This window comes from Aquimarina macrocephali, assembly GCF_051627225.1.
GTDB classification, from domain to species: Bacteria; Bacteroidota; Bacteroidia; order Flavobacteriales; family Flavobacteriaceae; genus Aquimarina; species Aquimarina macrocephali.
The window spans coordinates 524,126-536,299 of sequence record NZ_CP151795.1; the positions used below are offsets into that span (position 1 = coordinate 524,126).

General features: G+C 33.0%; 11 protein-coding genes. 4 read left to right on the forward strand and 7 right to left on the reverse strand.

All coding sequences use genetic code 11. The annotated features are described in order from the left end of the window. Positions 1 to 201 precede the first annotated feature (201 nt). Genes AAFU52_RS02290 through AAFU52_RS02305 form a run of 4 tightly spaced genes read left to right on the forward strand, consistent with a single transcriptional unit; the run spans position 202 to position 4,984 of the window. Positions 202 to 2,589, forward strand: a complete 2,388-nt coding sequence (locus AAFU52_RS02290) for an efflux RND transporter permease subunit (protein WP_438425127.1) — start codon at positions 202 to 204, stop codon at positions 2,587 to 2,589. A gap of 29 nt (positions 2,590 to 2,618) precedes the next feature. After that, the gene (locus AAFU52_RS02295) at positions 2,619 to 3,392 is read left to right on the forward strand and encodes an outer membrane lipoprotein-sorting protein (protein WP_438425129.1); all 774 of its coding nucleotides are present in this window, start codon (positions 2,619 to 2,621) and stop codon (positions 3,390 to 3,392) included. Between the two features lie 10 nt (positions 3,393 to 3,402). After that, a complete protein-coding gene (locus tag AAFU52_RS02300; protein ID WP_438425131.1) occupies positions 3,403 to 3,786 on the forward strand; it encodes a hypothetical protein in 384 nt (127 codons plus the stop codon). Beyond that, positions 3,776 to 4,984: a hypothetical protein gene (locus AAFU52_RS02305; RefSeq protein WP_438425133.1), complete on the forward strand. Its 1,209-nt coding sequence runs from the start codon at positions 3,776 to 3,778 to the stop codon at positions 4,982 to 4,984. Before AAFU52_RS02300 ends, AAFU52_RS02305 begins: the two co-directional genes overlap by 11 nt. A 75-nt stretch (positions 4,985 to 5,059) precedes the next feature. On the opposite strand, the gene AAFU52_RS02310 is transcribed toward AAFU52_RS02305, so the two are convergent. The 7 genes from AAFU52_RS02310 to AAFU52_RS02340 form a co-directional block, all read right to left on the reverse strand. Continuing rightward, the gene (locus AAFU52_RS02310) at positions 5,060 to 5,911 is read right to left on the reverse strand and encodes a M57 family metalloprotease (RefSeq protein ID WP_024770827.1); all 852 of its coding nucleotides are present in this window, start codon (positions 5,909 to 5,911) and stop codon (positions 5,060 to 5,062) included. Positions 5,912 to 6,459: 548 nt separating this feature from the next. Beyond that, positions 6,460 to 6,735, reverse strand: a complete 276-nt coding sequence (locus tag AAFU52_RS02315) for an ATP-dependent Clp protease adaptor ClpS (protein WP_024770828.1) — start codon at positions 6,733 to 6,735, stop codon at positions 6,460 to 6,462. A gap of 62 nt (positions 6,736 to 6,797) precedes the next feature. Next, positions 6,798 to 7,637, reverse strand: a complete 840-nt coding sequence (gene prmA / locus AAFU52_RS02320; protein ID WP_024770829.1) for a 50S ribosomal protein L11 methyltransferase — start codon at positions 7,635 to 7,637, stop codon at positions 6,798 to 6,800. A gap of 118 nt (positions 7,638 to 7,755) precedes the next feature. Continuing rightward, entirely contained in the window at positions 7,756 to 8,508 is a 753-nt protein-coding gene (tpiA, locus tag AAFU52_RS02325) for a triose-phosphate isomerase (protein ID WP_438425137.1), read from the reverse strand. A gap of 63 nt (positions 8,509 to 8,571) precedes the next feature. Beyond that, positions 8,572 to 9,645: an ABC transporter permease gene (locus AAFU52_RS02330; protein WP_024770831.1), complete on the reverse strand. Its 1,074-nt coding sequence runs from the start codon at positions 9,643 to 9,645 to the stop codon at positions 8,572 to 8,574. Further along, on the reverse strand, positions 9,645 to 11,309 hold the full coding sequence (locus tag AAFU52_RS02335; protein ID WP_438425139.1) for a BT_3928 family protein: 1,665 nt from the start codon (positions 11,307 to 11,309) through the stop codon (positions 9,645 to 9,647). The genes AAFU52_RS02330 and AAFU52_RS02335 overlap by 1 nt, the downstream gene beginning before the upstream one ends. Before the next feature lie 160 nt (positions 11,310 to 11,469). Then, a complete protein-coding gene (locus AAFU52_RS02340) occupies positions 11,470 to 12,015 on the reverse strand; it encodes a DUF1599 domain-containing protein (RefSeq protein WP_024770833.1) in 546 nt (181 codons plus the stop codon). Between the last annotated feature and the right edge of the window lie 159 nt (positions 12,016 to 12,174).

Here is a 12,174-nt window from a genome sequence, read left to right on the forward strand (position 1 = left end):
AAACCATAATTTAGCAAATCCAATTATAATAATAGTCGACTGGTCAATTATAAAATTTAATTGTTTCCAAAAATTTTTATCAAAGACCATGTCCTAATATCGATATCCAAATCGTCTAAACATAAAAACTCATAATAATCTGTATCATATCGATTTGTAATATATCACAAGTCGACTGGTCAACTAACAACTAATAATTATATGAATGCACTAAAAAAAGCAAGTAACGCTACTAATGCGTTTGCAAAAAAATGGGCAGAATTTGTAATCAAATTCAAATGGCCCGTATTAATTACCACATTAGTCATTGCGATGGGGCTTGGTTCACAGGGTAACATGGAATTTGATGGTGATTATCACGTATTTTTCAGTGAATCTAACCCAGAACTTGAAGCTTTTGACGCCTTGCAGGATAAATACACTAAAGATGACAATATTGTTATTGTACTCTCCCCTTCTAATGGTGATATATTTACCAAAGAGAATTTAATTGCTATTGAAGAACTCACTGCTGAAGCTTGGAATACTCCCTATTCTTCTCGTGTAGATGCGGTAACAAATTTTCAGCATACAAGTGCCCAAGGTGATGATCTATATGTAGATGATCTATCTTATGAATCCGCTTCTAAAACCGATTCAGAAATTAAAGTGATTAAAGAAAAAGCGTTAAAAGAGCCTCTTTTGGTTAATCGTTTACTTAATGAAAAAGGAAGTGTTACTGCAATTAATGTAACAGTACGATTACCAGGAAAGGATAGTGCCAAGGAGATACCAGAAGTAACTGCTTTTATTAGAAAATCAATTTCTGATTTTCAAGAAAAATATCCAAATTTTCAGATACACTCATCAGGGCTAGTACCTCTTAATACAGCATTCTTCGAATCTTCAATGAGAGATATGATGTTAACTCTGATCATGTTAGTTATTGTGATTTTAACCACACTGATTCTTACCAGGAACTTTTTTAGCACTCTAGCTACTCTAATTGTTGTACTATTCTCTATTATGAGTGCAATTGGCTTTGTTGGGATTATGGGAATTAAACTTACTCCGCCGTCTTCTGTTTTTCCAACAATGATATTAACATTGGCTGTGGCAGACAGTATTCATATCCTGATTACCATGCTTCAAAAAATGCGTAAAGATGGTTATACAAAAAAGGAGGCTCTTGTCGAATCTATGCGTCTTAATTTCATGCCGGTTTTCATCACTAGTTTAACCACTGTTATAGGTTTTTTAACTATGAATTTTGGAGATGTACCTCCCTTTTGGAATTTAGGAAACATTACTGCTTTTGGGATGACAATGGCTTTTTTCTATTCTACTACAGCATTACCTGCACTTATGGCGGTTCTACCTGTAAAAGTTAAAGAAAAGAAAGGTACTCCTATAGAAAAATCAAGCTGGTATACTAATCTCGGGGTTTTTGTGGCAAAACAACCTACAAAACTTGCGATAATATCTTTAGTTGTAATTGGTGCCTTCACATTTATGGCTACAAAAAACCGGTTTAATGATGAATTCATTAACTATTTTGATGAAACAGTACAATTTAGAAGTGATACTGATTATATAAGTAAGAACTTAACGGGAATTTATAATGTTGAATTTTCTGTTGGAAGTGGAGAAAGTGGAGGAATCAATAATCCTGAGTATCTGAAGAAATTAAATGATTTTGAAGATTGGCTTAGTGAGCAACCCGAAGTGATTCATGTAAATGCGTTTAGCGAGGTTGCCAGAAGAGTAAACCGATCTATGCATGGAGATAATGAATCTTATTATAAGGTTCCTAATAATCGTGAAGAAGCAGCACAGTACTTATTGCTATACGAACTTTCTTTACCCTTCGGATTAGACCTCAACAATCAAATTAATGTAGATAAGTCTGAAAGCAGGGTTACTATAACATTACAGAATATCTCTAGTGCCGAGATGATAGCCTTTTCAAAAAGAGCCGAAAAATGGTTGCAGGATAATACCCCAAAACCTATGCATACTATTGGAGTAAGCCCTACCCTTATGTTTTCTAAACTAGGTTTTAGACAAGCCGATAGCATGCTTAAAGGAAACATAATAGCACTAATATTGATCTCTCTGGTATTAATGTTTGCTCTAAGAAACTTTAAACTTGGGCTCCTTAGTATCATTCCCAATGTTACTCCGGTTTTTATTGGATTTGGATTTTGGGCAATGTACAAAGCTCAGATTAACACAGGAATGGTTATCGTTTTCGGAATGACTTTAGGAATAATAGTAGATGATACTGTTCATTTTATGAGTAAGTTCTTAAGAGCTCGCAGAGAGTTAGGTTATGACGCCAAACAGGCAGTTATCTATGCTTTTGAAACCGTTGGAAAAGCATTGGTAACTACTACAATTGTACTTCTGGCCGGGTTTGCTGTACTATCCACCTCATCATTTGCTTTAAATAGCTATATGGCAAGGATTACAGTTATCATCATCCTGTCGGCCTTAATAATCGACTTTATATTACTTCCTTCACTACTAATTCTTATTAGTAAAAAAGATAAGGTTATATCAGAAACACCAGTGAAAGAATTAGAACCACAAATGCAACTTGATAAATAATAAATAAAAACAATAAAGAATCTATTCGTATGAGAACACTAATTTTAGCTGGACTTGCAGTACTAAGTATCGCAACTATAACAGCACAAAATGCAGAAGAACGAGGTTTACAAATTGCTAAAACAGCAGATCAGGCAGATCAAGGTTTCAATAGCACTATTGTAAATCTAAAAATGACCCTAAAAAATAAAAACGGGCAAACCAGTGAACGGCTATTAATCACCAGAACTTTAGAACAAACAACAGACGGAGATAAATCACTGATTGTTTTTAATAGTCCAAAAGACGTGAAAGGAACCTCGACATTAACTTTTACACATAAAATTGGAGCAGATGATCAATGGCTTTTCTTACCTTCAATCAAAAGAGTAAAAAGAATATCTTCTAATAATAAATCCGGTCCTTTTGTAGGTAGTGAGTTTGCATACGAGGATCTTTCTTCGCAAGAAGTAGAAAAATACGGTTATAAATTTCTGAAAGAAAAAGGAAATTTATTGATGGTAGAACAAGATCCGGTTGATCCAAAATCTGGTTACACAAGAAGAATTGTTACTTACAATAAAGATAAAGGATATCGAATAGAAAAGGTTGAATTCTATGATCGCAAAAATTCACTGCTAAAAACACTTAACTACAGTGACTATAAATTATATAAAGGGCAATTCTGGAGAGCATTAACCCTTCATATGGTAAATCACCAAAGTAATAAAGAAACCGTACTAAAATTTAGTGACTATAATTTTGAGGCAGCACTTGCCGATGAAGATTTTACGCAAGTTGCTCTTAAACGAGCAGGGCGATAAATCTAAATAAATGAAATACACAAGGCTCAGTCTGTTATATCCTATAGTAGTTCTTTTGGTTACTGGATTTTTATTGTTATCACGACCTGGTCTTGTGTTTTCCCTTATGCAAAGTAATACCACATACCCATCTGAACTTGCAAATTTATTGGGAATGATTTTTTTAGGATTTGGGTTTTTGATGATTCTTATTTATAAGTATCAGGTTCAAAAAATATACAAATGGACCATAGTAATACGGATTTTTTTTAGCCTTTGCTCAATTGGATTGTATTACGTGTATCAAAACCCGCTTTTTATTGCTTTACTTTTTATCATCCTTATTGGAGTATTGATCACAATTCTTGGTCTGGTTAAAGATCAGGAAATAAAAAAACTAATACATGAAGATTAAATTTATCTATTGTATAATTCTGCTACTATGCATTGGTAATACAATATATGCTCAAAACGAAAAACCTAAAAAGGTAAATCACGATTTTGAGTTAGAATTAGAAGGAGAATATCGCTATTTCTATGATAATGCTCTTTTTGAAGATCAGGAAGATCATTTTCCTTCTCTGGCAATACGACCAGAATATAAAGCCGAATGGAATGCCGGATATGAAAGTATTAACTTTAAAGGTTTTTTTAGGCTAGACGTCGATGATGAGCGAACACATTGGGATATACGCGAACTATACTATCAAAAAGCTAAAAAAAACTGGGAATTTAACCTCGGGCTTAAAAAGGTCTATTGGGGCGTCGCCGAAAGTAATCACTTGGTAGATATCATTAATCAAACCGATGCCGTTGAAACTTTTGACGGTGAAGAAAAATTAGGTCAACCTATGGCCCAGTTTACATGGATTACTGAAAAATTTGGAACTTTTGATTTCTTTTACCTTCCCTATCATCGTAAACGTACCTTCTCTGGCAAAAAAGGAAGATTGCGGTTCCCGGTAGTAATTGATAAAGATGATCTGGGGTATGAAAGTAGTGCAGAAGAATGGAGACAGGATGTTGCTTTTCGCTGGAAACACTATTTTGATATTTTTGATATTGGCATCTCTCATTTTTACGGAACCGGTAGAGAGCCTCTTTTTGTATTTGATACCACAGGAAATATCAATGCCTTTTATCCCGTAATACATCAAACTGGTCTGGATTTACAGATTACCCATAATGCTTTTTTATGGAAACTAGAATCTATTTATCGCAATGCAGATGCTCAGGATTTCTTTGCTATGGTAGCTGGTCTCGAGTATACATTCTCTAATATCGATGGAAATGGACTTGATATAGGTCTTTTGGGTGAGTATTTGTATGATGAACGAGACGAATTGGCACTAAATGCATTGCAAAATGATGTATTCTTCGGAAGCCGTATTGCTTTTAATGACACCCAGGATACATCAATATTAATTGGAGGGATTGCTGATCTAGAATCTAGCACTACAATTTTTAGCCTCGAAGCATCAAGGCGTTTTGGCAGTACTTGGACTGCAGCAATTGAAGCTCGTATTTTTAATGAAATTGATGATAATGAATTGATCTTATCAAATTTTAGAGAAGATAGTTTTTTTAGAATTTCTATTTCTAAATATTTTTAAAATAAAATAAAAAAGCCATCCTTAGTTAACAGGATGGCTTTTACAAAAAGTTCAAAGCTTTTCAATAACTAATTTTTAGTATAGGTAGTTTAAAGCAGTTCTATCTCTGCTACTAAATTCTCCATTTTCATTACCCGAGAAACAAGAAATCATAATAGAAGCAGTATCTAAACCACTCTGACCCCAACGATTTGCTGTAGGTGTACCAGGAATATGAATAGCTCCTATACCAGCAGCTCCTTCATTACTACCATCACATCTTCTTTTAGCATAATCAGTATGTCTGAATCCTACGCAATGTCCCATTTCATGAGTCATTAAATGCTCCATAACATTATTATTTAAACTGTTACTACCTGCATTAATCTGAATCCACTTATATGGTCTTCCACCACTAGGGAAACCTGCAGATCCTCCTGCTCCAGAAGCACCATTGTTATATACTACCATATCAGCACTTGTAGATGCCGCAAAAGATAGTGTAAAATTTAATGTATTATTTAATGCATTATAATTGTTAACAGCCCACTGAAGTCCTGTACGCATTTTACTGGTTAAAGCATATCCAGATCCCGTATATCCAATAATGCTAATATTTCTATTACCACTAGATACAAGGTTATTAGTTCTGTACTGCTTGTTACCATTGTCTACTTCAGCAAGTTTTTGTTCTGCTAATTTATTGATTGCCAAAATAAGATCGCTAGATTGTATAGCTTCTTCTACTGACCCATCAGGATGTTTTACCGTTACATATTTTGCTCCAAAATCATTAACTCCTGCATCATGTAATGCCTGGATATGAGCTTTAGAAAGTTGTTCTGTAACAGCTTCTGGTTGTGTTTCGTTAGAAACTTCTTTTTTTTCACAAGATGTAGTAAATCCTGCAACGATAGCGCAAAGCGCCAATACTTTGATTTTTTTCATTTTAATTAAGTTGAATTTGTGTAGTTATTAAAACTAAAAATAGAGTAGTTAAGCCCTATTTTAAATACAATTATGTAGAAAGCTTTGAACTTTTCTAAATTTTTGCGGTTTGAAGATATGATATTTTTTTTGAAAAATAAGTTAATTTTTTGAACTATTTATTGCAAATACGGTAAAACCGTAAGATTCTTCTAAAGAAAATGCGAAAAAAGCAATTTTCAAATAACACAAAAAATCGATCAAATACACAATTCTCGTGTCCAGTCAATATGTTAACAAAGTGTTAAGGCAAGAGATTACTAAGGATGTTAAAGAAAACTTAATTAAATATAGGAAGCGCGAGGTGTAGAAGGTTTTTTCCTACATATCATAAAGTTTCGATTTCAAAAATTCATATTTTAAATATTTAACAAAAATCAAAAAAACATACTTATAAAAAACAATATTAGTACTTAATCCATTCTGAAAAACACAATTTAAGGCATAAAAAAAGTCCATAATATGGACTTATAATCTTATAAATGGCATAAATTTTTATCTGCATTCGGTCACACAATCTCTGCACTAAGGCCTGCATCTAATAATTTAGAACACCTTGGCACCAATTCTTCATAAACACCTGTTTTTACAGTACATTTCCCCTTATAATGAACTAACATAGCACATTGCTCTGCCTGCACCGGTGTATGTTCACAAGTATAAATTAGAGTTTCTATAACATGATCAAATGTATTCACATCATCATTATACAAAACAATCTCACTATTGCTTTGATCAACAGATTTTTCTAAAACTTCTTCTAAAACTTTCTCCTGGGTACTCATAAGGGGGTAATTGTTTTATGCAAATATAATAACTTAGAGTATTATATGCATTAATAAAAAGATTATTTTAACTCATAAGATGCTGCTATCCAATTATTTCTATCGATGTTTTCTATAAAACCAAGATGATTCTTTTTACATTCTTCTGTAACTATATTTAAATCTTCTTTATAAAACCCGCTCAAAAATAATTTACCATTAGGATTTAAGCATTTTACATACTGTTGAATATCATTTAGCAGTATGTTACGATTAATATTAGCGATAATAACATCATAGCTTTTTCCTGGCAAAAGTGAGGCATCACCTTCATAAACAGTAATATCGTCACAATTATTGCGCTCTACATTTTCTATGGTATTTAAATAACACCAATTATCAATATCAATAGCATCTGTTGGTCCAGCTCCTCTCATTTTAGCAAGAATTGCCAAAACCCCAGTACCACAACCCATATCCAATACTGTTTTATCGTTTAGATCTGTTTTCAAAATATGCTGGATCATCATGTGCGTAGTCTCATGATGCCCCGTACCAAAAGACATTTTGGGTTCTATAATAATATCATATTTTGTATTTGGTTTTTCATGAAACGGTGCTCTTACACTACAGATATCATCAACTACAATAGGGTTAAAATTCTTTTCCCATTCTTTGTTCCAGTTTATTTGCTCTATTTCTTCAATAGTGTATTGTATATCAAACTCTCCAGAATTTAATACATAAATGCCTTCCAAAATATTTTCATCCCACTCTGTACTCTGAATAAAAGCGTTAACTCCATTTTCGGTTTCTACAAAGCTTTCGAATCCAACATATCCTAACTCTGCGATTAATATTTCTGTAGCTGGTTGTAATGGTGAAACCTTAAAATAATACCCAATGTATTTTGTATTTGACATACTGATCTTTTATTATTTTGCAAAGTTACTCTTTTACCTTAATGCTGGTACCAAAGTAAGTCTTAATAAAAAAGCACCCCATCTTGTCATGGGATGCTTTTATGTATTCTGTTAATTCTTAAATAGCGTTTACTATTGCAGTAAAATTCTCTGCATCTAATGAAGCTCCTCCTATCAATCCTCCATCTACATCAGTTTTTGCAAAAATTTCCTGAGCATTATTCGGTTTTACACTTCCACCATATAAGATAGAAACCCCATCAGCAATTTCCTGATCATAGGCATTAACTATGGTTTTTCTAATAAACGCATGCATTTCCTGAGCTTGCTCTGGAGATGCCGTTTCTCCGGTTCCTATTGCCCAAACAGGCTCATACGCAAGGACTACATTTTTCCAGTCTGCTTTATTTATATGAAAAAGACCATTTTTTAATTGCTGTTCTACAACAGAGAAATGATTATCGCTTTTTCGATCTTGTAATTCCTCTCCAAAACAGAAAATTATAGTCATTTTATGTTGTAATGCAGTATTAACTTTTTTAGCTAATAATTGATCTGTCTCTCCAAAATAAGCTCTACGCTCACTATGTCCCAAAATTACAGTCTCTACTCCAATACTTTTAAGCATATCTGCAGAAATTTCTCCTGTATATGCACCATTTTCTGCTTCATGCATATTTTGTGCAGCAACAGTAATCCCAGAGGGCTTTAAAACTTCAGTTGCACTATACAAGTTGGTAAATGTAGGTGCTACAATAATTTCTGCTTCAGACGATGCTTTAAGTTTGGATTTTAACTCAGATAGCAATGTCTTGGTTTCTGCCAGATTCTTATTCATCTTCCAGTTTCCGGCTACAATTTTTTTTCTCATTAATTTAAAATTTACGTTTTTGGTTAATAGTGTGGTTATATATTACTAGTAATTATTAATAACTCAAACCCTAATTCTCGGGTCAAGCCATCCATAGATAATATCGACAAATATATTGATTAGTATAAACATAGTTGCTATCACTAACACAGCTCCCATTATTACAGGAAGATCCGATGTGTTTAAGGCGTTTACAATCTCTTTACCCAATCCGTTCCATCCAAATATATACTCTACAAATACTGCTCCGGCAAGCATAGATGCAAACCAACCTGAAATTGCAGTAACAACCGGGTTTAATGAATTTTTTAAAGCATGTTTTCTTATCACCTGAAACATCGAAAGTCCTTTTGCCTTTGCTGTACGAATATAATCTTGTCCCATCACTTCGAGTAATGAATTACGCATTAGCTGAGACACGACAGCAAGTGGTCGTATTCCTAAGACAACTGCAGGGAGAATTAGATTTTTCCACTGTATATAGCTCCCTTCACCAAAATCATCTACTTCATATAAACTACCGGTCATATTTAAATTGGTAAATTCTTGTAATACATATCCAAACAACCAGGCAAAAATAATTGAACTAAAAAAAGAAGGAACACTCATTCCTAAAGTACTCAATAACTGAATCAACTTATCTGGCCATTGATCTTTGGTCATAGCGCTTATAACCCCTAATAAAATCCCTATAACTATCGCAATACATATAGCAAAAACAGCAAGAATCCCGGTATTGGGAAGCGTTTCTTTAATTACTTCACTTACTTTTTTACCATTCTTTTGCAATGATTCTCTTAAATATGGAAACTTAAGTATCGTAACAACATCTCCTGTTTTAAATAATTGATTTCCTTTATGCTTTTTAGTCTCAAAATATGAAAAATCATCAGGGTTTGTACTATGAAATGATATAGGAGAAAGATCATTGATATAATATAGATACTGCATTGATAATGGTTTATCAAAACCATATTTCTTTCTCACATTTTTTAATTGCTCTTCGGTCTCATTTTGCCCGAGCATCATCTGTGCAGGATCACCAGGAAGAATTGTAAATAATAAAAAAATAACAGTCACCACTCCCAATAAAGTAAGCAAAGCATATCCTATTTTACTAATGAGATAACTGCCCATTATTGATTAGAGTTTTCCTTAATTTTTTTTACTTCTTCTAGTGTATATGCTTTGTATGGAACACCTAAAAGACGTTCACTATATTCTTCTATTGTTTCTGTAAAACCAACTTCTTTTCTTCTTTTATTTACAGATTCCGGATCTTTAATCGGCCATATTAAAGGGATTGGTTTTTTGCTATTAGAATTCAAAGTCATGCCTTGTGTACCATAAACCTGTTCTAATTCTTGTTGCATTAGATATCGATCTTCCATCATTGCTACCGATGCCATGTCCAGTTCACCTTTTTGTCCGGCTTCTTTTATAAGAGGTAAATACTCTCCAATCTTATCCGAATGTTGAATCACCAACCATGCAGCTATATTTGTCCCTTGACCAACCAAAGTTTTACCCGGGTAGCCATACTTTTTAAAAACTTCTTCTACAAATATTGTATTGGTACTATCAACTATTTTTTGTTCTTCCCAAGAAATTTCCCCAGAACTTCTTCCTTCCTGATCCAACTTCATAATACTGTCTAGCTGTGCTTTTAGTATTACATTAATTTTAGGTTTTGAAGGCTCTACCTTTTCCATGCTAAGTTTTTCTGCATCATTCCAGTGTAACTTTTTTACTATCGTTCCTTTTTTAAGTTTTACAATCCCCGGATTAGATCGCAATATCGTTTTTAATGCTGTCTCATCGGTTGTATAAAAATCAAAATCAAGGTTATATTGTTGTTGCACCTGTGCTATGTCTTTTGGTGTAGAAGCTGTAAGACCAATTACATCATATCCTTGAGATATAGCTTTATTAGTGATTTCTTTTATTGCATAAAATCCTTCTGCTTCACTTTTAGACAAGTTATACGTTACAATCAATATCAGATTTTCTTTTTCGAGAAATTCTGCTGTATAATCTGTATCATTTTTTTCTATTGCAAAGTCATGAATCGGGGGTTCATATCCTTCATCTACTGTCTTGGTTTCAACTTCGATAAATTTACCTTCTACTTTGGGGTAATCTCCACTAGTGGTGATAATTTTCTCCTCTCCATTAACATCAAATTTCCAGTGATAGGCAAATTCTGCTTTTGGAGCTCCTTCTGGAATCTCCATCCCTTCTTGGATATTGACTCCTTCTTTATATGCTCTAAAATCAAAAGCTGGTAAATGCATTAAAACATAATATGCAAAACCCAAACATGCAGTAAAAGTTGCAAAAACAATCCATTTATGCGTTGCAAAAGGTTTAAGTGGTGTTATATATTTTCTTCCAAAGAACAATATCAATATTAAAACCAGTAAAATAACATCTTTGGTAAAGGATTCCCATGGAGTTAAGGGTAATGCATCACCAAAACACCCGCAATCTGTAACTTTATTAAAATATGCCGAATAAAAAGTAAGAAACGTAAAAAAGGCTATCATTAATAACAATGACCACACTGTAAACTTTGGCAAGTACCCTAATAGCAATGTAATACCTAATACGATTTCAAAAATCACTAAAAAAATCGCTATTAATAATGCAAAGGGAATTAAAAATTCTAAGTTAAGTACACCTTCACCAAAGTACTCCTGAAGCTTATATGAAAACCCTACAGGGTCATTAAGTTTTATAAACCCAGAAAACAGGAAAAGTGCTGCTACAAATATTCTTGAGAAAGAAACCAATATTTTCATCTACGTATATATTTATTTTTTCAAAAAGTCAATATAGAATCAATGTAATAACTATTTTAATTACCTGTTTTTCATATTTTGACCATAATATTTTAGTATAATCTGCACAAGATAATATGATTAATTCTTGTTCCTTTTAGTTTAACAGTATTTTATATATCTATTTATTTGCTTCACCTAAATGAATCATAGCAAACACTGCATAATTGATCATATCCTGATAGTTTGCATCGATACCCTCGCTTACCAACGTTTTTCCTTTGTTATCCTCTATCTGTTTTACTCTAAGTAATTTCTGAATAATAAGATCTGTAAGAGAACTCACTCTTAAATCACGCCAAGCCTCTCCATAATCATGATTTTTATTCATCATTAACTCTTTGGTAATCCCAATATGTTTATCATACAAAGCGACTGCATCTTCTGGAGATAAATCGGGTTGTTCTGCAACTCCTTTCTCTAGTTGTATCAATGCCATTAAGCAATAGTTAATAATCCCGATAAATTCGGAAACTTCACCTTCATTTATCTTACGCACTTCATTTTCCTGAAGACTTCTGATCCGTTGTGCTTTAATAAAAATTTGATCGGTTAAGGATGGTAATCTTAGAATTCTCCACGCACTGCCATAATCTATCATCTTTTGATTAAAAAGATCTCGACAATTACTAATTATTGTATCATATTGTGTGGATGTATCTTGCATAAAACTGTTGAATTTTGCGTAAATTTCGCTTTAATATGGGAATTAAAAAAATCATATCTAAAGTTTAAAAATAAAAAACACGAAATGTGACATCACAATTTTATAAATTCTAACCAAAATATAGGCTTACCTCTGAAAACAACAACCGCAAACAAATGA